At 45.9% G+C, this 25,915-nt stretch carries 9 protein-coding genes and 2 tRNA genes; 4 read left to right on the top strand and 7 right to left on the bottom strand.

Features of this window, described 5'->3' with window-relative positions; translation table 11 throughout:
* The first annotated feature begins 236 nt into the window (after nucleotides 1-236).
* A tRNA-Gly gene (locus AC3CHU_RS22055) sits at nucleotides 237-311 on the top strand.
* Nucleotides 312-349: 38 nt separating this feature from the next.
* Nucleotides 350-424, top strand: a tRNA-Gly gene (locus AC3CHU_RS22050).
* 170 nt (nucleotides 425-594) lie between these two features.
* Here the strand turns inward: AC3CHU_RS22050 and AC3CHU_RS22045 are convergent.
* Nucleotides 595-2,880, bottom strand: a complete 2,286-nt coding sequence (locus tag AC3CHU_RS22045) for a glycoside hydrolase family 9 protein (RefSeq protein ID WP_488525689.1) — start codon at nucleotides 2,878-2,880, stop codon at nucleotides 595-597.
* A gap of 298 nt (nucleotides 2,881-3,178) precedes the next feature.
* Between AC3CHU_RS22045 and AC3CHU_RS22040 the strand changes: the two genes are divergently transcribed.
* Entirely contained in the window at nucleotides 3,179-3,436 is a 258-nt protein-coding gene (locus AC3CHU_RS22040; RefSeq protein WP_016788617.1) for a hypothetical protein, read from the top strand.
* A 161-nt stretch (nucleotides 3,437-3,597) separates the two neighbouring features.
* On the opposite strand, the gene AC3CHU_RS22035 is transcribed toward AC3CHU_RS22040, so the two are convergent.
* The 6 genes from AC3CHU_RS22035 to AC3CHU_RS22010 all read right to left on the bottom strand — a co-directional run bounded on the left by AC3CHU_RS22035 (nucleotide 3,598) and on the right by AC3CHU_RS22010 (nucleotide 11,808).
* The gene (locus AC3CHU_RS22035; RefSeq protein WP_016797362.1) at nucleotides 3,598-4,083 is read right to left on the bottom strand and encodes a hypothetical protein; all 486 of its coding nucleotides are present in this window, start codon (nucleotides 4,081-4,083) and stop codon (nucleotides 3,598-3,600) included.
* Nucleotides 4,084-4,195: 112 nt separating this feature from the next.
* Complete coding sequence (copI, locus tag AC3CHU_RS22030; protein ID WP_488525688.1) at nucleotides 4,196-4,801, bottom strand: copper-resistant cuproprotein CopI; 606 nt, start codon at nucleotides 4,799-4,801, stop codon at nucleotides 4,196-4,198.
* A gap of 107 nt (nucleotides 4,802-4,908) precedes the next feature.
* Nucleotides 4,909-8,052: an efflux RND transporter permease subunit gene (locus AC3CHU_RS22025; protein WP_488525687.1), complete on the bottom strand. Its 3,144-nt coding sequence runs from the start codon at nucleotides 8,050-8,052 to the stop codon at nucleotides 4,909-4,911.
* Nucleotides 8,049-9,773 (bottom strand): efflux RND transporter periplasmic adaptor subunit, encoded by a 1,725-nt coding sequence (locus AC3CHU_RS22020; RefSeq protein ID WP_488525686.1) that lies wholly within the window; start codon nucleotides 9,771-9,773, stop codon nucleotides 8,049-8,051. The genes AC3CHU_RS22025 and AC3CHU_RS22020 overlap by 4 nt, the downstream gene beginning before the upstream one ends.
* 3 nt (nucleotides 9,774-9,776) lie before the next feature.
* Nucleotides 9,777-11,243, bottom strand: a complete 1,467-nt coding sequence (locus AC3CHU_RS22015) for a TolC family protein (RefSeq protein ID WP_488526326.1) — start codon at nucleotides 11,241-11,243, stop codon at nucleotides 9,777-9,779.
* Between the two features lie 100 nt (nucleotides 11,244-11,343).
* Entirely contained in the window at nucleotides 11,344-11,808 is a 465-nt protein-coding gene (locus AC3CHU_RS22010) for a hypothetical protein (RefSeq protein ID WP_488525685.1), read from the bottom strand.
* Between the two features lie 233 nt (nucleotides 11,809-12,041).
* Between AC3CHU_RS22010 and AC3CHU_RS22005 the strand changes: the two genes are divergently transcribed.
* A complete protein-coding gene (locus AC3CHU_RS22005) occupies nucleotides 12,042-25,862 on the top strand; it encodes a VCBS domain-containing protein (RefSeq protein WP_488525684.1) in 13,821 nt (4,606 codons plus the stop codon).
* The last annotated feature ends 53 nt before the right edge of the window (nucleotides 25,863-25,915 follow it).

The following is a 25,915-nucleotide window of genomic DNA, read 5'->3' as shown; positions in this document are numbered from 1 at the left end:
CACTCTGTATTCGTATATAAATTCACCCGACGCACCTCTCCAAAAATAATAAATCAAATGTTACTTTGAATCGTGAGCTTAACGAGAGTTTAGTCACATTTTATTCACTCTTAAAACGCCAGATATGATTGAAAAACTAGCGGAGTGGTGGTTATGCGAGCACTTAGAATAAAAATGAAAGAAAAAGGTTTCGTTTTCAGTTAGATGTGGCATTATCAAACTCGTTAAGACGATGTGCGTACATCGTATAATGGCTATTACCTCAGCCTTCCAAGCTGATGATGCGGGTTCGATTCCCGCTGTACGCTCCAGTCTTCTTGATGCCTCAGTCTTACTCTTAAGACAGTGTGCGTGCATCGTATAATGGCTATTACCTCAGCCTTCCAAGCTGATGATGCGGGTTCGATTCCCGCTGCACGCTCCAACTTCTGTTTAGTTTCAAATTCTCTTTAGTTACAATACCCCCTTAAATGCACCATCTCCTCTTAGCTTCAAAACCTAAAACTGCGCACTTCATTGTGTGATTTTTTGTATTAAAAAAGAGCAATACCAAATGATATTACTCTTTGAATATTCTTAATTTAATTGATTACCTCAATCAAGCTTTCCTTCATCTAAAGCAGACGCCACCCAGACAAGCGGCGCATTCCAGTTGATGGTTATCTCGTTCAACGTCCAAGCTCCAATATTATCGCTGTAACACGTTTGTCCAACACACTTGCCTTTCATCACAGCGGCAATAGGATCACTAAAACTTACCGAATTTGGGCCTCCAATTAAGGCTCCCGGTGCTGGTTTTGGTGAACTTTCATCAGCAGCGTAAGCCCAGAATCGATGATGAGGGTTCTCAGCAGGTTTCGTTCCATAACCAGTAACATAAGAGATATTCATCGGGTTACCTCCGAGGATATAATCCATCGCACTAGCCGCCGCTTTGATGTATCGAACATCATTAGAAAAATCGTGAGCGTAAATCAAAAAGATACTTCGGTTTACAAGGTTGGAGTTTGAGCCCCACGAGTACTCTTCGACGGTATAAGGAATGTTATAACCTTCATTGGCAACTTGCTTGGTATAAGATTCTGCCGTTTTAATGATGTTCTTACGTGCTTGTTCAATAACTTGGTTGTCTAATGAATTAGGTACCACGGCTAAACTCACGGTGCCCGCAGGCGCTATATACTGCCAATACATGTCACCATCTGCATTGATGTTCCCCTTCGGCACTTCAAGATAGTGCGGGGAATCAATCAATACTTTTTTGTAAACCTCATCATTGGTTGTGATAAAGAGCTCGGCCGCAGCCCAGTATCGCTCATCACTCAATTCGATATCATCATACGGCCCAGAACCGGTGAAGTTGTCGTAAGCATAGATATCTTGATGTTGATTTGCGGCGTTCCATGCTTTGGTCGCTGAATCCAAACATAACTGTGAGAAGTCGCTGTCGATATCTTTCCAAATACGTGCGCACTGAGCACCAATGGCGGCCAAATTCAATGAGGCCGCTGTCGTAGGGTAACCAACATAGCGTTTCTGAGTATCTTTGTGCGGTGGTAATGGCATGCCAGTCCAAGACTCATCTGCGATCTTGTGGAATGCCAGCCCTCTCGCGTTAATTTCGGTAAGTTTGAGGTTTTTACTCGCAGACTGATTACCAACAGGAACGGCGATAGGCGTGTCAGAATCAACTTGCATCGCTAACATGAACTCTATGTTCCAGCGAGCTTCAGACAACAGCGGGTTAACGCCATTGGTTGCTTCAGGGATTTTTACTTTGCTCTCTGAAAAAGGAAGCGATTTGTTTTCTAGGAACTGGCTTCGCTCGTATAAGTTCAGAAGTGTCCATGTTGAGATGCCACTGTTCACCGTATATTTACCATGATCGCCTGCATCATACCAACCACCGGTCGCATCAATCGTCAGGTCGCAGCCAGGCCATTTATTTCCCCAACTATCGACTTTATCAAAGCATGTTGCAGTATCGGACATGTGGCCACCGGGCCTCGCAAGATCCTCACGTTGAACGAACTCTGGCTTTATTTCAATGCCGCTACGATTTTGATAGAAGTAAGACAACGCATCGAGCTTCAACTTACTATAAACATCGTTTCGAATATCGAATGGATAGCTGACATCGTCGTCGACCTTGACCGTTAAACCTTTCATCGTGTCTGTATATTTTGAAAGGTTAACTCGGTGAATGTGCTCACCCGACGCTTTATTCAAACCGAATACTTCTGTTTTACCGAGATCAAGGCTGATCCCGGAATGAGATACTAATGTCCATTTCAAAGGTGTCGTCGACGTATTTTCAACGAAGACAAATTTATCGGATTGAGGTAAGAAGCCAACTTGGTTAGCTCGAATCGGCATCTTAGTCGCTACTTTTACAAATGGCTTACCTACAACAGAAACGTTATCAATACAGATGACCCCCGTTTTCTGTGCGCCTAATTGAAACTGGAATTCTGTATCGGCGTCACTATCAAGTGCTTGTACAAAATCAAACGTATAGCTTTGCTTGTCTGTTGATACACCCACGTCACTTAGAAAATAATGCGTATAAGGAGGCCCTTCATGTTGGATCAAGGCTTTCATCTCAGTATCAATATTCGCATATGCATCGAACGATACCTGATATTTTTGACCTTGCTCTAAACCAATACCACTGTGGCCTAAAATGACATCCCAAGAATTCTTTCCTGGTTTTTTTATATCAATACACGCTTCATTACTTTCTGTTGCTATGTTGGCGCCAGCATTCCACCAACCGTCCATATTGCCTTTAAAGTGACTATTCCTAATCTGCTCTTCTGCATAAGTTGCTCCAGAAGATAAAATCATGACAACCGCGAGAGATAACGTTCCTTTTTGCATCATTATTCCTTAAAGATGTTTCATATCTCCAAGGAAACTAGCGAAATAGATTCAATAATAGAGAGTTAACATTCGCAAAAAATAGACTCGTAAAAATAAATATTATGATTTCTTGTGATGTTTAACACTAAGGAACAAGCTCATGAATCAATTGCATGGATAGACAAAACGATGTTGTGCTAGTGCTTCTCATTAAACTCAAATTTCATAAAAGTGGGGGTTTAATAATCTTGGTCAATATCCGAAAAAACAGTTGTGTTAATGTGCGCGTATTAGCAACAATCAGAAATAATTAAAAATGTTTAAAAGCAATGAGTTAACAATAAACATCGAAGCAATCAATGTCGCACTGTCAAAAGTTGAAAATGCGAACAAGATTCAGCTTAATACGTTGAAAGGTTATGTGAGCAGCGAACCAGAACAGGCCGTGCTTGCGTTTCGTTCTTTGAATGAAGTGGAATCGATCGACGACAAGCTTAAGAAGATCATGTCAGAGCTACCACACCTCAGTGGCGAAGCTCATCATCTGCTTGAAACTTCTATCTTGCTACAGTGATTCTAGCTACAGATAAGCCTCAGCCAATACAAGTTAGTTCATGTATTCCTGGACAGGTTGAGACTTATCTTTAACTGGTCACAGCGTTTAACCAATGACTTACCCGTTACACAAAGCTGTACTGATAGGTTGAAATGAATTGGTGATGTAAGACCCTCGCATTACTCCCAGAAGTTCCACCATTTTTTGCTGTTTTCCTCACGCTGCTGTTGGCCTTTTTCTGAACCTTTCCCCTCTTCTTTACGCTCTTGTTCCGCTTTTTTGTCTTTCTGCTTTTCTAATCCCGACTTTTCTTCGTCCTTATCCATATCATCTTTAAGCTTCTCTTTCTTATCTTTGAGCTTCTCTTTACTCTCTTCGAGGGCTTCTTTCTCGTCTTCTAAATCATCAAGCTCTTTATCTAACTTCTGCTTATCTTTTTTGTTCTTACTTTTTTTCACTTTCTTCTTTTTCTCTTCGATCATCGAATCAAGCTGCTTCTCACGATCATCCATTTCGCCTTCAACTTTTTTTGCCTCAGCGAATGTTTTTACTTCTTCTAAATCGGGTTTACCTTTACCAGCCCACTCAGGTTTAGCAGCAATGCTGTGGGTCGACCACGTTATCAAAGCACCCGTTACTGCAAGTACTAGAACTGTCTTATTCATCCTTAAACTCCTATTCCTATAGTCTTTTAAAGCTAATACCTAAATAGCACTAAAACAAGGTAGCCATACCTAGCACTCATCCCTTTGAACTAGATATGGCTTGTGTATCACCTTATAGCGTTAATGCTTTGACCATACCCGCTTCAGCGTGACCAGGAATATTGCACGCGAACTCTACGTTATTATCACCATGAAAATGCCACAGTAATTGCTTCGCTTTACCCGGCTCAACTGTAACTGTGCTACCCGAATCATGGGCGTGATTCCCCATATTTTTCATCATTTCACGATGCTCCAATTGCTCTGAAGCAGAGCCAATCGAGAATTCGTGATCAATCTTGCCGGTATTCATCACAACAAACTGCACTACGTCATTTGGCTCTAGATCGACCTTGTTTTTAAATGTGATTTTCATATCATCACTTAACAGCACATGAACCACTTTATCGGGCTTCGCGCCTTTAGCTGGCATCCCAACTTCTGACATACCTTCCATGTCCATCATTCCATCCATATTCATCATCTTTGAATGGTCCATCTTTCCACTCGTCATCATACTGTGATCCATTTTTGAATGATCCATTTCTCCGCTCTTCATCATCGAATGATCCATACCTGATTGATCCATATTTGATTGGTCACCAGCTGAATGGTCCATTGCAGCAAACGCGGTTGCTGTAGTCAGTGTTAGAGCTATAGCAATTAGTGTCTTTTTCATGATCGTTCCTTAGATTAATTCAGTTATTTATTTGTTAGTTTCACATGTTCATGTGGTGCACCCTTACCTACTCTTGTTTTGGCAAGTAAGGGCTAATAATCAAGACTTTATTTGTTTGTCTCGCTTTGGCTGTGCGTAATCTCACGCTGTTTCCAGAGCTTAAAGATTGCAGGCAACACCAGTAGGGTAAGCAACAGCGCAGAAGCCATTCCGCCTATCATCGGCGCGGCAATTCGTTGCATCACTTCCGAACCAGTACCCTCGCCATACATAATTGGAATGAGACCAATGATCACCGTAAGAACCGTCATCATCACAGGGCGCACACGCAGTCCTGCGCCTTCTCTAATGGCATCGGTCAGATCAGCTTGTTGAAGTGTTTGTTGGTTTTGCTCTGCATCGAGCTTTTTGTAGTGCCACGCTTGGTTGAGATAAACCAACATGATCACGCCTATCTCGACCGCAACGCCTGCAAGTGCAATAAAGCCAACACCCACCGCAATCGAGAAGTTGTAATTTAGGAAATGCATTAACCACAGTCCGCCCACCATAGCCAAAGGAAGTGTTGCCATGATCATCATCACTTCACCGACGCGGCGGAAGCTTAGGTAGAGCAACAACATGATGATGGCGATGGTGATTGGCACAACAACACTCAAACGCTCCTTCGCACGCTCCATGTATTCGTATTGACCAGACCAAGCGAGCGAGTAACCCGCCGGTAATACAACTTGTTCGGCAACGACTTTTTGCGCTTCAGCCACGTAAGAACCTAAGTCACGCCCATCAATGTCCACGAACACCCAACCGTTAGGGCGTGCGTTCTCCGTTTTGATCATCGGTGGGCCATCTTCATAACGAATATCCGCGACATCAGACAGTGCAATACGAGCTCCGTTTGGTGTCACCAATGGCAAGTTCTGCAACTTAACGACAGAATCACGATAGCTTTGTGGGTAACGTACATTGATTGGATAACGTTCTAGCCCCTCAACGGTTTCGCCCACATTCATGCCACCCACCGCAGTCGAGATAACCTGTTGCACTTCTTTAATGCTCAAGCCATATCGCGCAGCCGAGCGACGTTTGATGTCTATCGTCACATAACGACCACCAGCCACACGTTCGGCATACACAGAAGCCGTACCACTGACACCATTCAAGATAGGTTCAAGTTGCGAACCAATATCTTCAATCACGCTCAGATCCGGACCTGCGATTTTGATACCAATGGGAGTTTTAATACCAGTCGCTAACATGTCGATACGGGTTTTGATTGGCATCACCCACGCATTGGTTAAACCGGGGAACTGAATCAGATCATCAAACTCTTTACGCAGCGACTCCGTAGTGACACCGTCACGCCACTCATCTCGCGGTTTAAGCTGAATCACGGTTTCAATCATGGTTAACGGTGCAGGATCGGTTGCCGTCTCTGCTCGACCAATTTTGCCCCATGTGGTTTCGACTTCTGGAATGGTTTTGATGAGCTTGTTAGTTTGTTGCAACAACTCACGAGCCTTACCTATTGAGATACCCGGATACGTGGTTGGCATGTACATCAAATCCCCTTCGTCCAAAGGAGGAATGAACTCACTACCAAGCTTGCTGGTTGGGTAATAGGCAGACGCCATTAAGCCAAGTGCGATAACAATCATCACCTTTGGATATTTTAGGCTGAGGTTTAGAAGCGGCTTGTACATCGCCACTAGGCTGCGGTTCACCGGGTTTTTGTGTTCAGGTAGCACGTTGCCGCGAATGAAGTAACCCATTAGCACAGGCACAAGCGTGATAGCCAAACCAGCTGCGGCGGCCATCGCATACGTCTTGGTAAACGCAAGTGGCGAGAACATCTTGCCTTCTTGTCCTTCTAACGCGAACACAGGCACAAAGCTCAAGGTAATGATGATCAGCGAGAAGAACAGCGGTGCGCCAACTTCTTCTGCTGCCTTACCAATCACCTGCCAACGGTTTTTGTCAGTGAGCGGAGTCCGTTCAATGTGTTTATGAACGTTCTCGATCATCACTATGGCCCCATCCACCATGGCGCCAATCGCAATCGCGATCCCGCCAAGAGACATGATGTTGGCGTTGATACCCTGCCAATGCATCACGATGAATGCGCCTAAGATACCAACAGGCAAACTTAATGCGATAACCAACGACGAGCGGATATGGAACAAGAACAGCGCACACACCACGGCGACCACGATGAACTCTTCAGCTAGCTTCTTCCATAAGTTTTCAACGGCTGAATCAATCAAAGTTGAACGGTCATAAGTCGCGACAATCTCGACACCATCAGGTAAGCCCGCTTGCAGCTCCGCGAGCTTGGATTTAACTGAGTCGATCACTTCACTGGCATTTTCACCAAAGCGCATCACGATAACGCCGCCAACCGCTTCGCCCTCACCATTGAGTTCAGAGATACCACGACGCATTTGCGGGCCAAGGTTTATGTCAGCAATGTCGCCCAATAACAGAGGAGTACCCTTGTCGGTCACTTTTAGCGGCAGAGATTGGATGTCTTCAATACTTGTAAGGTAACCCGTGGTGCGAACCATATGCTCGGCTTCGGCAATTTCAACCACTGACGCGCCGGTTTCTTGGTTACCATCTTGGATAGCCTTATTGACTTGTTGTAGCGTTAGGTCATATGCACGTAACTTGGCCGGATCTATCTGAACCTGATATTGCTTCACCATGCCACCGACAGTCGCGACTTCAGACACACCATCAACAGTTTGAAGCTCGTATTTCAAGAACCAATCTTGCAAGCTTCTAAGCTCAGCCAAGTCGTGCTGACCGGTTTTATCTTGCAGCACATAGCTATAAACCCAGCCCACGCCAGTGGCATCGGGCCCTAATGTTGGCTTGGCACTTGATGGCAAGTTAGGAGCTACTTGGCTTAGGTACTCCAACACTCGTGAACGCGCCCAGTACATATCGGTATCGTCGTTGAAGATGATATAGACATAGGAATCACCAAAGAACGAGTAGCCACGAACCGTTTCTGCACCCGGAACGGCTAACATCGCCGTTGTGAGCGGATAGGTCACCTGATCTTCGACTACTTGAGGCGCTTGCCCCGGATAACTGGTTTTGATGATCACCTGAACATCTGACAAATCAGGAATGGCATCGACAGGTGTATTTTTAACGCTGTATAGGCCGCCAAATACGATGGCGACCGTGGCAACCAGAACCAAGAATCGGTTACTGATGGACCAACGAATGATTGCATTGATCATAATGTGCCCTCACCCGTGCTATTCGTCGGTTCGAGAGATTTGAGCACATAATCAGAACCCTGCTTCGCCACTAGAAACCGAATGGTTTGACCCTCGGCAAACTCAGATAAATCAAGCTCATCACTAGCTTGGAAATTCATTTCACCCGCTTTCCAATTCCACTCAGGGACAGGCTGATGTTTTACCGTGATCATTCCGAAGTCTGCCATCAACATGGTGATGTCTCCCTTCACCCACACTTCGCCCGCCATTTGATGCTCGCTCACCTTATAATCAACGACTTCATACTGGCCTGATTCCGTTTTCATCATTTCAAAATCAACCAATTGCCCACGCTTCACGTCAGCCATATCTAAGCCTTCCGCAAAGGTGAAATTCATCACCATGCCCGGCCAATCCCATTCAGGAACAGGTTGGTGATTGATGGTCACCATACGGCTGCCTTGCATCACATCTGCAATTTCACCTTTTGCCCAAACCGTTTCAGACTCTTCCTCAACACCATTGATACGTGACAGATCAGCCGATTGGCTCGATTCAGAATCCAACATAAAGTGCGCAGAAGTCACGATATGTTCACCTTGTTCAAGCCCTTGCAACACCTCGATCTTCTCGTCAGCTTCACGCCCGACTTCAATGCGTGCTGAACGGTATTTACCCTCACCTTCGGACAACACTACTCGTGTCATGCCACCAGAATGAATCACCGACGATCTTGGGATAGTAAGAACAGATTCATCACTGATGGGCTTCAACGCAATATTGGCGAACATGTTCGGTTTTAGCTCGTCATTAGGATTCGAAAACTTCAAACGAACGCGTAAAGTTCGAGTTTTCGGGTCAAGAATTGGATACACATAATCAACGTTGCCCTGCCACTCTTTGCCCGGGATCGCATCAAGTGTCATCTCTGCATTACTGCCCGATGAGATCCAGTGAGCTTGGCGCTCAAACACTTCAGCATCAACCCACACCTCGTCTAGAGGGCCTGCGCTGATTACCGCTTGCGCAGGCGAAAGATAACCACCCTCACGAATATTGAGGCTAGCGATAACGCCATCTGCAGGTGCTTTAATTTTTATGGTTTGCGAGGCTTTACCTCGGCGAGTGATCGAACGAATCTGAGCTTTATCGACACCCAAGGTGATCAAGCGTTCAGTGGATCCCTTGACCAACCCTTTGCGACCCGTTTTATAAGCACTAAGTAACTCTTCTTGTGCCTTAACCAGCTCTGGAGAGTAAAGAGTGAACAACACATCGCCCTTATTCACCTTCTCACCGACAGCATTGATATAAAGCTTCTCAACCCAGCCTGCTGCTCTTACGTTGGTTTGCCACAATGTACTTTCATCGAACGCCACGTAACCCACGGTTTCAATACGAGGAGACAACGCTTCAAAGTTAACTTTTGCTGTTTTGACACCAAGATTATTTTCTACCGACGGGTCGATATACACAGTTCCCGCCTTGTCTGCTCCCGCATAAACAGGAATTAAATCCATCCCCATAGGCGACTGACCCGGCTTATCACGCTGATAATTGGGGTCCATCGGAGCCACCCAGTACAGAGGCTCATTACTTTCGTTCGCTTTAGATTCAGCTCCTTCAGTACCTGCCATCACTGACATGTTATGTGCTGACCCAACAACAAAGTGATTCACACCAAAACCCAATGCACCACCGACCAACAAAGCGATAGTCGCTACTTTTACTGTATTCATTGTCTATTCCTTTACTGATTGGCTGTTGTTTTGAGTTACGGTGGGATTGAGTTGCGGTTGCTTAACTTGGTAGTCAAAACCACGGACCAGTGAGGCCAGTTTGCTATTTACGATGTTGAGATCAGTGATTAGGCGTTGTTGTTCAAGCTGGAGTGCTAGTTCATCCGCCGTTGCTGCAATAACATCGTTAAATTGTGCGGTGTTGTTTTGATAGCCTCTTTCCACCGCACTAATTCGAGCGGCAGTTTGAGGAAGCAAAGTGCTTTGGTAGCGTTCTAAACGCTGGGTGAGGTTCGCCTTATCAACCAATAATGCATTCACTTGCGCGTTCATTTGGGAAAGTAAGGTGTCTTTTTGGGATTTAGCTGCACCAACTTGGTACTGAGCCGCCGACAAGTTCTTATCCTGTCGGTTACCCGTAAACAAAGGGATATCGACAGTAAGATAAGCACTGACAAGATCAGAGGCAGGTTCGCCAGCCATGTTGTTCGCTTGTCGATGGGCATACATCACTTCCACGCCAAACTGAGGCGTATACGCTTGCTCAGCTAGCTCTACTTGAGTTTGATTAGATGAGATAGTCGCATCTGTGATCTTAACGAGCGGATGATCCGTCAACAGTTGATAGTGCTTGGTTGAATCACGGTTAGTCGCCAGCTTGCTCTCTAATAACGACCAATCAATGTAATTGGTCGCATGAAGCCTCCCCTGAGGATCAAGAGCCTGAGAGTCAATCGCTTGGTTCCCTAACCAATCAGAACCGAGCCACTCAGACAGTTGAGAGATCAGACGGCGTTGAACTTGCTGATTGGCTTGCAACTTTTCATCAAGCTTGCTGACTTGAAGCTGAGCATTAAGCAGATCTTGCGCTTCGCTTTTACCAATCGAGTAGTTGGTTTGCACATAGTTTTCTAGCTCAACCAAAAGGCGTCGGTTTTCACGCATAACACCTTCTGCGATTTTCTGGTAACCCAATTCAAGCCAAAGCTGCGTCATGCTATTCGCAACCGTCAATTCTCTTGCTTGCACCTGCAAAGCTAAAGCATCAGCCTGTTGGCCTGCCTTTTTCTGTTGGAGGTTAAGCGTGTCGCCACGCTCAAATTGCTGCATCAACCCTACCGATATATTAGTCATCGGGTCTTCATCGAATTGAAAACTATCGACAGGCAAACCGCCAAATCCAACTTTTAATTTCGGGTCCATTAAGGTCGCGTTGGCAATGCCCGTTTCTCGCATCGCTTGAGACTGAGCAAAGTACTGTTTGCGATTTCCATCTTCGCTTAAAGCAATCTCAATCAGTGTATTGAGTTGCAGCGTCGAGCTTGCTTGGTCATGTGCTGAAATATCTTGAGCATTTGAAGCTGACGCAGTGGTAGCCGCGAGCGTAGCACTTGAAAACAAGGCCATAGGCAAGGCAGCAGCAACCACTAAGCTCGTGTTCATAACAAACACAGAGGTTGTTGGTTTCATATTCACAATGAATGTCCATATCTAGCGCTAATTAGCGCATAAAAAAAGAATGGCTTATCAGATTTATCTATCTGATAGAGCTGTATTTTTAGATATAGATTTATGCAGTGGGCGGGCGTAACAAAGATTGAGCGCGTGCGACTTTCTGGCCAATCGTGACCGATTGAAAACGAGCTAATGAAAAGGAAAGTTGATCAACGGCTTGAACAGCCTGAATTGGATAGGGACTTGCAGAACACATTGAGGCACAGCAATCGGCACTCGAACAATGGTTACCCATCATCGAACTGCCGTCTTCGCTCATTGAAGACATATCGCATTTAGCCATCAAAGCATGGGCACTCATGTTAGAGTCTTCAGCGTGTACTTTTTCACTCATCACATGACACCCTGCCATTGAATCATTAACCGAAGTACCGCTGTGGTAACAAGCCGATTTGCTCGACCCCATTTCCATCATCATTACTTCAGTCATCAAGGCTGAGGAGCTTGAGGCATAGCTAGACATCAACATCGCAATGATGCTGAAAACAATAATCCAAGTTTTTCGGAATGTGTTTGTCATAGTTTACCTTTGAATTTACACCGCAACTATAAACGTTACCCTTAGGGTAAGGTCAATGCCATTGTGCCGATATTTATCTGACCGTTGAAAAAGTATTCATCCTCTCTTTCATCAAAGTGAGATAATTCTTCGACTTTGCAGTTTTTTCTTTAAAAATTATCCAATTAGCTAGCGAAACCTCTATCTATGTATTTTACTTAAAATAGTGCAACCACGATTCACGGATGATAAAAATGGCTAACAAAAAAAACGTCGAAACAGACAAGAAAAATACAGAAATCAAAAATAAAAAAAGTAACGAGCTAGAACAAAAGAAACCAACACAAAGAAAGAAGCGCAGACTGCATTCACATCTAAAAGTGAATATCCCACTTTTTCAGTCACTCATGATGATTTTGCCATCATTGGCTAAACACGCTGCTGCCGAAAGTATAGACAATTCCAGCGACGCTGCAGATCAAGTAACCGCAAATAACGTGACCGAAAAAGATGTCACCGATGACCATAGCAAGGCGGACTCATCTGCGGTTGCTCATCAAGAAGCTCAGACAAGTGACAGCGATGTAAACTCGAGCTTAAGTGCAAGTCATGCCCCCCATGGTTCGAGCTCTCACTTGGTTCCTTCTCATCATTTGTCGACGCTTTCTCACCCGCAAGTCCATTACATTCCTTCGGTATCGATGCCGACTATCTCCTCAGGAAGTAACGCTCAGCCGACTCATTCGAATGCGCCTACGACGCCCGCTTTACCCGTCACCTTCATGCCAGAAGTCATAAAAGGTACGTACGGAGAGCTTCATGTTGATGCAAATGGTCAATACACATTCATATTGAATCCAAATTCTCCTCAATACATCCTGTTAAATCAGCACCAACCAGGTACTGACCATTTTGCGTTACATCTATCTAATGGCTCGAGCATCATTGTTCAGATACCGGTAACAGGTAAGCAAGACACGCCAAATATTTCTGGAGACCTAACAGGTGTCGTAACAGAAGATCACAATATTGATTCACAAGGTTTGTTACATGCGAACGGCAAAATCGATGTCATAGACCCTGACCAAAATGAAAGTTCGGTTACGCCGGAAGTTATCTCAGGAAAATATGGTTCATTAACTATCGATGCTGATGGACACTGGCAGTATCAAGTTGACAACTCTCTTTCGAATGTTCAAGCGTTAACCGCAGCCACTTCATTGCACGAAAGCTTCACTATTCACACCAAAGATGGCACGCCTCAAGCAATCGATATGACAATTGGCGGCAACGACGACAACGCCGTTATCACAGGTGTAGATGCTGGCACGGTAACTGAAGATTTAACGACACAAATCCAAGGACAGCTTTCGGTGACGGACTCTGATCTTGGAGAGGACCACTTTCAAGCCTCACAAGTGACTAGTAATTTCGGTACGCTAAGCATCACCAAAGACGGTGCATGGACATACAATTTAGATAACAATAACCCTGTAGTTCAAGGACTTGGCCAAGGATCAACAGCGACAGACATCGTCACTGTTCACTCTGCCGATGGCACAGCACATCAAGTTACGGTTACGATTAATGGCACCAACGACCATGCGGTAATCACGAGTAGTACAGCAAATTCACCAAGTTCGTTTTTCGCTATCGGGAAAAGTAATGGCTCAAGCCAAGTTACTGAAGATAAAGACCTAACGGTTTCGGGCCAACTCAACATCACCGATATCGACTCAAAAGAGGCGCATTTTTCTAATTCCGACCTCAAGGGGACACTGGGTACTTTACACCTTAAAGACAATGGCGATTGGACCTACGACCTAGATAATAAAAATCCACAAGTTCAGGCTCTTGGTCAAGGCTCTACGACAACAGACATCATAACCATCCACTCCGCCGACGGCACTCCTCATCAAATTGCAATTACCGTTAACGGCACCAATGATAAAGCCGTGATAAGCGGAACCAGTACCGGTGTGGTAACCGAAGAGTCCCAACTTCAGACCTCGGGCACACTTGCGGTAACGGATGTGGATACTGGCGAAGCGCATTTCTCTAATACCGATATCGTAGGCTCGTTTGGTACGCTTCATCTGACCGATACTGGTTCTTGGACGTACGATCTTGATAATACAAATCCTAACGTTCAATCATTGGGCAAAGGAGCAACCGCTACCGACACCATCACCGTTCATTCCGCTGACGGCACGCCGCATCAAGTGACTATCACAGTAAATGGCACTAATGACAAAGCGACTGTCAGCAGTGCGACCGTTGCTATCAATGAAACCGACAAAGCGGTAACTACTTCAGGAACATTGACTAGTACCGATGTTGATAATCCAGATAACACATTTACACCAGACTCCATTGTTGGATCTAATGGTGATCTCACCATTGATGCCAATGGCCATTGGACATTCACCGCCAACAGCGCATTTAATCAATTAAACGTCGGCGACAGAGTTGAAGAAACCTTCACGGTGTCATCTGTTGATGGCACGCAGTCCACCGTCAAGGTGACGATTAACGGCACTAACGACGCCGCTACTGTCAGCAGTGCGACCGTAGCTATCGATGAAACCGACAAAGCGGTGACTACCTCAGGTACGCTAACCAGTACCGACGTCGATAACCCAGACAATACGTTCTCACCGGATTCCATCATTGGCACGAACGGCAACCTAAACATCGACGCCCATGGTCAATGGACATTCACTGCCAACAGCGCGTTTAATCAACTAAACGTCGGCGATAAAGTAGAAGAAACCTTCACGGTGTCGTCTATTGATGGCACACCGTCAACGATCAAAGTGACAATTAATGGCACCAATGATAAAGCCACCGTCAGTACCGCAACGGTAAGTGTGGATGAGACTGACAAAGCAGTAATCACCTCAGGCACCCTAATCAGTACCGACGTGGATAACCCAGACAATACGTTAGTGCCAGATTCTATTTCAGGCACTAACGGCGACCTGACCATTGATGCCACGGGTGACTGGAATTTCACCGCCAACAGCGCGTTTAATCAACTAAACGTTGGCGATAAGATCGAAGAAACCTTCACGGTAACTTCGGTTGATGGCACACCCTCGACTATCAAAGTGACGATTAATGGCACCAATGATAAAGCCACCGTCAGTAGCGCAACAGTCGTAGTTGATGAAACCGATACAGCGGTAACAACATCAGGAACATTGACCAGTACCGATGTTGATAACCCAAATAATGCGTTTACGCCAGACTCCATTGTTGGGTCTAACGGCGACCTGACTATTGATGCTAATGGTCATTGGACATTCACTGCGAACAGTGCGTTTAATCAATTGAACGTCGGCGATAAAGTCGAAGAGACCTTCACGGTAACTTCGGTTGATGGCACACCCTCGACCATTAAAGTCACGATTAACGGCACTAACGACGCCGCCACTGTCAGCAGTGCGACCGTTGCCATCAATGAGACCGACAAAGCAGTAACGACATCAGGAACGTTGACTAGTACCGATGTAGACAACCCAGACAACACGTTTACGCCAGACTCGATTACTGGATCTAACGGCGACCTAACTATTGATGCCAGTGGTCACTGGGTGTTCACCGCCAACAGCGCGTTTAATCAGTTAAACGTCGGCGACAAAGTAGAAGAAACCTTCACGGTGTCGTCTGTTGATGGCACCCCTTCGACGATCAAGGTCACGATTAATGGCACTAATGATAAAGCGACGGTCAGTACCGCAACGGTCAGTGTGGATGAAACTGATAAAGCGGTAACGACATCAGGAACGTTGACCAGTACTGACGTGGATAATCCAGATAATACGTTTACGCCGGATTCTATTTCAGGCACCAACGGTGACCTGACTATTGATGCCAATGGTCATTGGGCGTTCACCGCGAACAGTGCGTTTAACCAATTAAACGTCGGCGACAAAGTCGAAGAAACCTTTACCGTCACTTCCGTTGATGGCACACCGTCCACCATCAAGGTAACGATTAACGGCACTAACGACGCCGCTACTGTCAGCAGTGCGACCGTCGCCATCGATGAGACTGACAAAGCAGTAACGACATCAGGAACATTGACCAATACCGATGTAGACAACCCAGACAATACGTTTACGCCGGATTCTATTTCAGGCACCAACGGTGACCTGACTATTGATGCCAATGGTCATTGGGCCTTTACAGCCAACAGCGCGTTTAATCAATTGAACGTCGGCGATAAGGTTGAAGAAACCTTCACTGTATCGTCTGTTGATGGCACCCTCTCAACCATCAAAGTTACGATCAATGGCACCAATGATGCTGCCGCGGTTAGCACTGCCACTGTTGCTGTGGATGAAACCGACAAAGCGGTGACTACCTCAGGTACGCTAACCAGTACCGATGTAGACAACCCAGACAATACGTTCACACCGGATTCCATTTCAGGCACTAACGGTAACCTAAACATCGACACCCATGGTCAATGGACGTTTACTGCTAACAGCGCATTTAATCAGTTGAACGTCGGTGACAAAGTTGAAGAAACCTTTACGGTATCGTCTATTGATGGCACACCGTCAACGATCAAAGTGACAATTAATGGCACCAATGATAAAGCCACGGTTAGCAGTGCGACCGTCGCTATCGATGAGACTGACAAAGCGGTAACCACATCAGGTACGTTGATCAGCACCGACGTAGATAACCCAGATAATGCGTTCACACCGAATTCAATTATTGGTGCCAACGGCAACCTAAACATTGATGCCAATGGTCATTGGACGTTCACCGCCAACAGCACATTTAATCAACTGAACGTTGGCGATAAAGTCGAAGAAACGTTCACCGTAAATTCTATCGATGGCACACCATCGACCATTAAAATCACGATCAATGGTACCAATGATAAAGCCACTGTTAGCAGCGCAACCGTAACTATCGACGAAACCGACAAAGCAGTAACAACATCAGGAACATTGACCAGTACCGATGTTGATAACCCAGACAATACGTTCACGCCAGATTCCATCATTGGCACGAACGGCAACCTAAACATCGACGCCCATGGTCATTGGATCTTCACCGCCAACAGTGCGTTTAATCAGTTAAACGTCGGTGACAAAGTCGAAGAAACCTTCACGGTGTCGTCTGTTGATGGCACACCTTCGACCATCAAGGTGACAATTAATGGCACCAACGATAAAGCGACGGTCAGTACCGCAACAGTCAGTGTGGATGAGACTGACAAAGCAGTAACAACATCAGGAACATTAACCAGTACCGACGTCGATAATCCAGATAATGCATTCACACCGGATTCGATTACTGGCACCAACGGTGACCTGACTATTGATGCTAATGGTCATTGGACGTTCACTGCGAACAGTGCGTTTAATCAATTGAACGTCGGCGATAAAGTCGAAGAGACCTTCACGGTAACTTCGGTTGATGGCACACCCTCGACCATCAAAGTAACGATTAATGGCACCAATGATAAAGCCACCGTCCGTAGCGCAACTGTTGCTATCGATGAAACCGACAAAGCAGTAACAACATCAGGAACATTGACCAGTACCGATGTTGATAACCCAGACAATACGTTCACGCCAGATTCCATCATTGGCACGAACGGCAACCTAAACATCGACACCCATGGTCATTGGATCTTCACCGCCAACAGCGCGTTCAATCAATTAAACGTTGGCGATAAAGTCGAAGAGACGTTCACTGTCTCTTCCATCGATGGTACCCCATCAACAATCAAAGTTACGATCAACGGAACCAACGATAAAGCTACTGTTAGCAGCGCTAGCGTCGCTATTGATGAAACCGACAAAGCGGCGACCACGTCAGGTACACTAACCAGTACCGACGTCGATAACCCAGACAATACGTTTACACCCGACTCGATTACTGGATCTAACGGCGACCTCACCATTGATGCCACAGGCCACTGGGTATTCACTGCCAACAGCGCATTTAATCAATTGAACGTCGGCGATAAAGTCGAAGAAACCTTCACGGTGTCGTCTGTTGATGGCACAGCGTCCACCATCAAGGTGACGATTAACGGCACTAACGACGCCGCTACTGTCAGCAGTGCGGCCGTTGCCATCGATGAAACCGACAAAGCAGTAACGACATCAGGAACATTGACCAGTACTGACGTGGATAATCCAGATAATGCGTTCACACCGGATTCAATTATTGGTGCCAACGGCAACCTAAACATTGATTCTAATGGTCATTGGACGTTCACCGCCAACAGCGCGTTTAACCAATTGAATGTCGGTGACAAAGTCGAAGAAACCTTTACTGTGTCGTCTGTTGATGGCACACCGTCAACCATAAAAGTGACGATTAACGGTACTAACGATGCAGCGACAGTCAGTACCGCAACTGTAAGTGTGGATGAAACGAACAGCGCTATAATAACTTCTGGAACCCTCACAAGTACCGATGTAGACAACCCAGACAACACGTTTACGCCAGACTCCATTTCTGGATCTAACGGCGACCTGACTATTGACACCCATGGTCAATGGACATTCACCGCCAACAGCGCATTCAATCAATTAAACGTTGGCGATAAAGTCGAAGAGACGTTCACCGTCAATTCGGTCGATGGCACAACATCCACCATCAAAATTACGATTAATGGCACCAATGATAAGGCGACGGTAAGCAGTGCGACCGTTGCCATCGATGAAACCGACCAAGCAGTAACAACATCAGGAACATTGACCAGTACCGATGTTGATAACCCCGATAATACGTTTACGCCAGACTCCATTACTGGCACCAATGGCGACTTAACTATTGACGCCAATGGTCACTGGAGCTTCACCGCCAACAGCGCGTTTAATCAATTGAATGTCGGCGATAAAGTCGAAGAAACCTTCACTGTCTCGTCTATTGATGGCACATCCTCGACCATCAAGGTCACGATTAATGGTACCAACGATAAACCAACTATTGCTGCGCAATCGCACTCGGTTACCGAAGATGGGCAATTACTCCAAGGTCAGATGGTCGGCACAGATATCGATAATGGTGCCCAGTTAACTTATTCAGTAGCAAATCCTGTAGATGGATTGACCCTAAATAAAGACGGTAGCTACAGCTTTGATCCTTCGAATAGTACCTACCAACATCTAGCAGATAAACAAACTCAAACCCTTACGATTCCAGTCACAATCACTGATGAGCACAACAGCAGCTCAACAGAAAACCTAACCATTACTATTACTGGTACTGGTGATGCCGCCATTATTAGTGGTGTGGATACCGGTTCCGTTACGGAGAAAACCGCCGGTGATAATATGTCACCCGACTTTGCTCACCCTGGAATAGCCACACTAGGAAACAGTGTTTTATACGCCGACGGTCAATTAACGGTGGTTGATCCTGACACGGGCGAACAAGGCTTTGCTCCCCATACCAATGCGTATAATTATCATGGTACGTACGGCGATTTAATTCTAGATACGGATGGCAGTTGGCATTACGTCGCCGACGCCGGCAGTGTCAGTCACATAGGTGGAAGACCAACAACGAGAGGGAGTGCCATTGACCAACTTGGTGAAGGTGAAGTGTTAACTGATACCATCACAGTTCACTCCAAAGATAACACTCCCCACGATATTGTTATTACCATCCATGGTAGTAATGATCGCCCGTATTGTTCATCCGAAGTACAACTAAATGCAGGTACTGAAGACACCCGCCAGACGATTACAGTGGCGCAGTTACTCACCAATACCGTTGACGTCGATCATAATGATGCTGGCTTACTGACTATTGAAAACCTCCATCCAGACCATGGATCAGTGGCTGTTAATGCCGATGGCAGTTTCAGCTTTACGCCTGAAAAAAACTATAACGGGCAAGTGCATTTCACTTATGACGTGAAGGATGGTCATGGTGGTGTGACTCATACGGGTGCCACCACCAACTTAGCCGCAGTCAATGATAACCCCGCTGTCACCCCTATCACTGACAGCGTAACGGAAGATACAGATTCACATCATTCGGTAAACTTGCTTGGTACAGCCACGGATATAGACGGTGACCCATTAACTATCAGTCATATTAAAGTCACGTTTGAAGGACACATGGGCCCATTACCTGTTGGTGTTAGCATCGCGCCAGATGGGCACTCGCTGATTATTGATAGCCATAGTTCCGCATTTCAACATTTGAGCTCAGGAGAGAAATCAGACATCACGATTCAATACATGGTGGAGGATAATCATGGTGGGCAAGCACCCGCGGTCGCAACTATCACCGTAGTTGGTAGTGATGATAAAGCACAACTTCAATCTTCAACCATTGATATGACAGAAAGCCAAGCGCTGCATACCTATTATCAATTGGGCAGTAAAGTCGCGGGAACGCTCAATTTACTGGACCCCGATAGCACTGATCATACTCAGTTTTCTTTCTCCGGAAATAGCGGAACTCAAGGCTATGGGAACTTAACCATTTGGCCCGATGGCCATTACGAATATGATCTTGATATGGCACGTAATCACCATGCCAATGACAAAGTTGCATCACTCAAAGCCGGTGAAAGCCTCACAGATCAATATCAAGTACAAACCAGTGATGGACAAACAAAAGTCATCACCGTAACCATCCATGGCGAAGATAATAACGCACGAATTGACGTTTCGATGCCACATATTCTGCCCGCTACGCAGCAGGTCACTGAAGAGCATTTTGTGAATGCCAGTTCGACACATTTATACGCTGGAGGGATGTTAAAAGTAATCGACCCGGACCACGGCGATGCATACTTGCAAGCTGAAACCATCAATACCGCACACCATGGTGAATTCAAAATAAGTGCTTCTGGAAGTTGGAACTACACCATCGATAACGCCATCGATACCGTACAAAAGCTAGGTGCCGGTGAATCATTTACCGAGACCCACACCGTCCATTCCCTAGATGGTACCGCCAGTCAATTGATCACCGTGACCGTTCAGGGGACCAACGATGCACCAGTAGTTTCCGCGCAAGTCAAATTAACCCCAGGAACAGAAGATACCGATATTCAACTGAGTAAGTCCGATCTTCTTTCCAACGTTACAGACATCGATCACAACGACATTGGGCACTTAAACATAACCAATTTAGTCGCTGATCACGGTGTCATTGTTGATAAAAAGGATGGGACATTTAACTTTCATCCCGCCCCCAACTATAACGGACAGGTACATTTTTCTTATGACGTTATCGACGGGCATGGCGGTTTAGCACACGGAAGTGCAAGTACCACATTGGCAGCAGTCAAGGATGCCGCTGTATTTTCAGTAGACGATACCGGATCAGTAAAAGAAGATGTCCACGTTCAAGGTGATGCGCAACATACGGTGGCAGTATCGGGAGTGTTACTTGTTTCCGACCCTGACGCCGGGGAAAGTGAATTTGTTGCCAACCGAAATGTACATGCGGTGAGCGACCCATTTGGCGGTGATTTAAGTATTGGCCGAGCCGGCGACTGGACTTACTCGGTTCCGAACAACAATTTAAATAGACTTGCTGAAGGCGAAAAACATCAAGTTACATATGAAGTGGTTTCTCGCGGAGGGGATAAACACCAAATTGTTATCACCGTCATCGGCACCAATGATGACCCTCAACTGTCCGTGACACAAACGACCCCAACAACAGGTACGCTGACTGAAACGGATATAGATGTAAAAGACACGCATTCTTTCTCAGCAGTAAGCTCTACCGGGCAATTTGGCGACCTTTTGGTTGACCCTACCTCGGGCGCATATGTTTATACTCCGAACTCTTCGGTTGCAGGGATGACTTACAACTCAGCCACACACACTTACCATGGTGCTGATGTATTTGAAGTTAAAGTTGCAGACAATCATGGTGGTGAGTCATCAAGATTCCTCACTTTTGATACCAATGGGAGCGTGACCGTTATTTCTGGGCAACAACCTAGTATCACCACAACAGTGCCGCAAAATCCTTCGATTACTAAGACACAACCTAGTCTTCCATCGGGTAGTAACACGCCACCAAGTAATGCGGTTACCCTAGATTTGGCGGCTTCAAGTGATAGCGGAAAATCAAACACAGACAATCTAACCAACAACACTACCCCAACGATTACGGGGCACACTGATATTCCATATTCAAAAGTAACTGTTTACGATGGTTCAACACCCATTGGCCACGCAGTATCTGATTCGTCTGGCCAGTATAGTATTGCGGTAAGTAGCTTATCCAATGGCGATCACAATCTATCGGCCAAAGCGCTGGCACCTTCATCAGCCCTACCTGCAACATCGTCACTACTTTCTGTACATGTTGATACTACTATTGCCCCACTGACTATCGGATTAACTCATGACACAGGAAGCAACACTTCTGATTTAATTACCAGTGATGGTGCGCTAACAATCACTGGGCAAGAAGCAGGGGCAACCGTTGAGTATTCAGCTGACAACGGACAAACATGGGTATCAAGCTTTACGCCACAACAAGGTTCAAATACCGTTAGCGTTAGACAAACTGACGCCGCAGGTAATGTTTCAGCTTCGACATCATTAACATTCACTCTTGATGACCAGATCGCAGCGCCTTCTATTGATTTGAAATCATCAACTGACTCTGGCTCGTCCTCTACTGATGATCTCACTAATATTCATACTCCAATTATTACTGGTAGTGCTGAAGCAAACTCTATTATTTCCATTACCGATGAAACGGGCAAAGTGGTTGCGACAGGAACAACCAATAGCAATGGAATTTATCAACTAACCACCTCAGATATTGCGGAGGGTAAGCATACTCTTACCGTATCCACCACAGATGTTGCTGGTAACCAAAACAGCGCTACATTACCGATTGAAGTTGATTACACCGCGCCAACCATTTCGAAGGTCAATTTAAAAACAGAAACAACCCATCAGCCGACATTCAGTGGCACCGTTTCTTTAGATACCACAAGCGTTGATATAGTGATCAAAAGTGGAAGTACTATCGTTGAGACCTTACACGCCACACTGGATGGCAAAGGTGGGTACACGGTTGATGCAACTAATTTACCAGATCGCACTTACACCGCTTATATTCAAGCAACAGATAAGTCAGGTAACCAAACTCCTTCCGGCTATGCTGGCGAATATGATAATTTTTCTGTGGATACACACGCCAAAGCGCCAACCATTAGCTTTGAAAGTACCGGCAGCGACAATATCTATAATGCAGCTGAAGTTGCTGCAGGTGCTGCCAATACCATAACTGCCAGTATTCATCTGCCCGATGATGTCTATGCAGCAGATACATTAATTATCAATGGCGTGCCCCATTTGATTAGCAACACTGATGTTGTTGCAAGACAAGTTAATGTTGAGGTTTCGCCGGGCTCAACCCTCAGCGCGAGTATTATTGATTCAGAGGGCAATCAATCCACACTCACCAGCCAAATAGCTCCCACAGCTGACTTGAGCGCCGCCCCTTTAACCCTGTCTTTAACCCATGACACAGGAAGCAGCACTGCCGACTTGATCACTAACGACGGTGCATTAACAATTAGCGGCCAAGAAGCTGGCGCAATCGTTGAGTATTCAACAGATAATGGCACCCATTGGAGCCAGAGTTTCACTGCAGCTCAAGGGGCAAATACCGTTACGGTAAGACAAACCGATAGCGCTGGTAATGTTTCTCCGTCCAGCTCATTGAGTTTCACATTAGACAATCAAGTTACCGCCCCAAGTGTGAGTTTACGCAGTGATACCAGCGGTCAATTTCATCCAACGGCTGACCTTATAACCCAAGATGCCCGATTATCTATTCAGACAGAAGCGGGCGCGCAAGTCGAGTATTCTAATGACGGCGGTCAGAGCTGGACTAGTATGTTCAACCCAATAGAAGGCGTAAATAATCTACTGGTTAGACAAACAGATATCGCGGGCAACCAATCAGCAACGACCCATTTCAGCTTCACTTTAGACACGACTCCAGGCACCGTTTCGGTAAACCCAATTTCAACAGATAATGCGCTTAATGTCGTTGAAAACAATCAAGCATTAGTCATTACAGGAACCACCTCCAATATTGCCGCAGGAGATCGTGTATACCTCAATTTCGGCAACAATCATTTTCGTGAAGCGAGTGTGCATCGTGATGGGACTTGGAGCTTAACGGTCAGTGCTAGCGATCATCAAAGGTACTTTAGTGCCGATGGAAGCTACCCCATTAAAATTGGTACTGTCGATCTTGCAGGAAACGCGACCCCTGAGATATCAACTCACTTAATCGTGGATACTCAAAATCCTATCCCGCATATTAGTGTCGACAGCGTGACCCACGACAATATTATTAATCTTGCAGAGTCAGGACAGAACATTGATATCACAGGGCATGTCAGCGGTGACTTTAATGTAGGAGATGTTGTCAGTCTCAGTGTTAATGGCGCAACTATAAGCGCCTTAACAGGTGTCGTCGATAGCCAAGGCAATTACAGTATTTCTGTTCCAGCCCAAACGCTCATAAATGCGAATATTCATAGTATTTATGCCTCTGGCCAGCAACCCGTTCATTCGATTGAAGCCACTGTTATCACCACAGATCAAGCCGGCAATATTGGTAGTACCACAACCGGTACCCAAGCATTCTCAATCGATAAGATCGCATCCGCCAATATCCAACTTGATCCTGTCACCGCAGACAATGTGATTAATGCAGCTGAATCTAATTACAATGTCAGTATTACAGGTCATGTCAGTGGTGATGTGCAGCAAGGAGACACTGTCAATATTCTTGTAGGGCAGCAGACACATACGGGCATTGTTGATCAAAATGGACAATTTAGTATTGATGTCGCGGGCTCAGAGTTAACAGCACAAACAGCGATAACAGCAACGGTGGACACAACCGATAATGCAGGTAACCCTGCTCATGCGAGCCAAACCTTGAGTTACGCTGTCGATACCCAAGTCGATATGCCCACCATTACCTTCGAAAACCCAGGTAGTGATAATGCCTATAGCAAGGCGGAAATAGCCCAGGGACATGCTGGCACTATAACCGCGACGGTACATGCCGCAGCGGATGCAAAAATTGGCGAGCATATCAATATCAATGGTGTTGACCATGTGCTCGATACCCATAGTCTACAGAATGGGTTACAAATAGAAGTTGCACCAGGCTCTCATGTGCAAGCAACAATGACTGACGAACACGGTAATACCGCAGGTAGCCAAGGTTTTGCTGCAAGCGCTATTCCTGAACCGATCATTGTCAGACCGCCATCGGGAAGCCACCAAGTGTCTGGCACGCTTGGGGTACCACCACTGTTACCATCTTTAACTCCGGTACCAACAACACAAAGCGGTTGGCGAATCCATTTACCCAATGGACAGTATGTCACCAGCCACCATGGGCAATATGGAACATTAACCATTGATCCTCAAACTGGCCACTTACATTACCAAGAGCAAGCTCAGGTTCACACCGGGCCGCATGGTAGCGCTTCGGGCGTCGGCCAACATGAGGATAAATTTGAAGTGGCACTGCAAGGGACAAATCAAGATGAAGTAATCGCCCACGTGAACATCCAGATACTCAGCCATGGTCCAGGAGGTAGTGGTAAGCTGACAATTGGAACCGAGGTGGTTGATATGACGATCACTCCTGTCGTCCATACATCACATCCTGCCCCACCGCCACCGCCTCCTGTTCAACATGACGAACCAGACATGGCTTCGCAAGCCGACTTTACGGTCACACTAAGCGATGATAGTAATCTAGATTTAACCCAGCAGACCCATCAAGAACCAGATGAGAAAACCAGCCACCATGGTGCAGCCGCTTATCTGGATGCTCTAGGCATTAAGCCTGGCACGACATCGACAACGGTTCACGATCAACCTGCAGATATGGACATCGTACTTGCACAAGTCGACCAACAAGGTGCAACAGCACATGACCAAGCGCACTTAGATATGTCAGACGCGCTTGAACACCATGATACGAGCGTCAACCATAACCAAGATGATGAGCATCACCACCACAACGATATCGATGGGTTACCGGACATAGATCCAAATAGTTAACCGATAACGAGGCTAAACAGAAGGGAGCACATGATGTGCTCCCTTTTATACTT

It is taken from the genome of Vibrio sp. QJM3NY_39 (assembly GCF_057785895.1).
This window is presented reverse-complemented; position numbering and strand designations above follow the sequence as displayed.

Excerpts from the sequence above, each read along its gene's own strand:
- AC3CHU_RS22015 (WP_488526326.1), bottom strand. The coding sequence starts at position 11,243 with ATGAAACCAACAACCTCTGTGTTTGTTATGAACACGAGCTTAGTGGTT.
- AC3CHU_RS22025 (WP_488525687.1), bottom strand. The coding sequence starts at position 8,052 with ATGATCAATGCAATCATTCGTTGGTCCATCAGTAACCGATTCTTGGTT.
- AC3CHU_RS22045 (WP_488525689.1), bottom strand. The coding sequence starts at position 2,880 with ATGCAAAAAGGAACGTTATCTCTCGCGGTTGTCATGATTTTATCTTCT.
- copI (WP_488525688.1), bottom strand. The coding sequence starts at position 4,801 with ATGAAAAAGACACTAATTGCTATAGCTCTAACACTGACTACAGCAACC.
- AC3CHU_RS22040 (WP_016788617.1), top strand. The coding sequence starts at position 3,179 with ATGTTTAAAAGCAATGAGTTAACAATAAACATCGAAGCAATCAATGTC.
- AC3CHU_RS22035 (WP_016797362.1), bottom strand. The coding sequence starts at position 4,083 with ATGAATAAGACAGTTCTAGTACTTGCAGTAACGGGTGCTTTGATAACG.
- AC3CHU_RS22010 (WP_488525685.1), bottom strand. The coding sequence starts at position 11,808 with ATGACAAACACATTCCGAAAAACTTGGATTATTGTTTTCAGCATCATT.
- AC3CHU_RS22005 (WP_488525684.1), top strand. The coding sequence starts at position 12,042 with ATGGCTAACAAAAAAAACGTCGAAACAGACAAGAAAAATACAGAAATC.
- AC3CHU_RS22020 (WP_488525686.1), bottom strand. The coding sequence starts at position 9,773 with ATGAATACAGTAAAAGTAGCGACTATCGCTTTGTTGGTCGGTGGTGCA.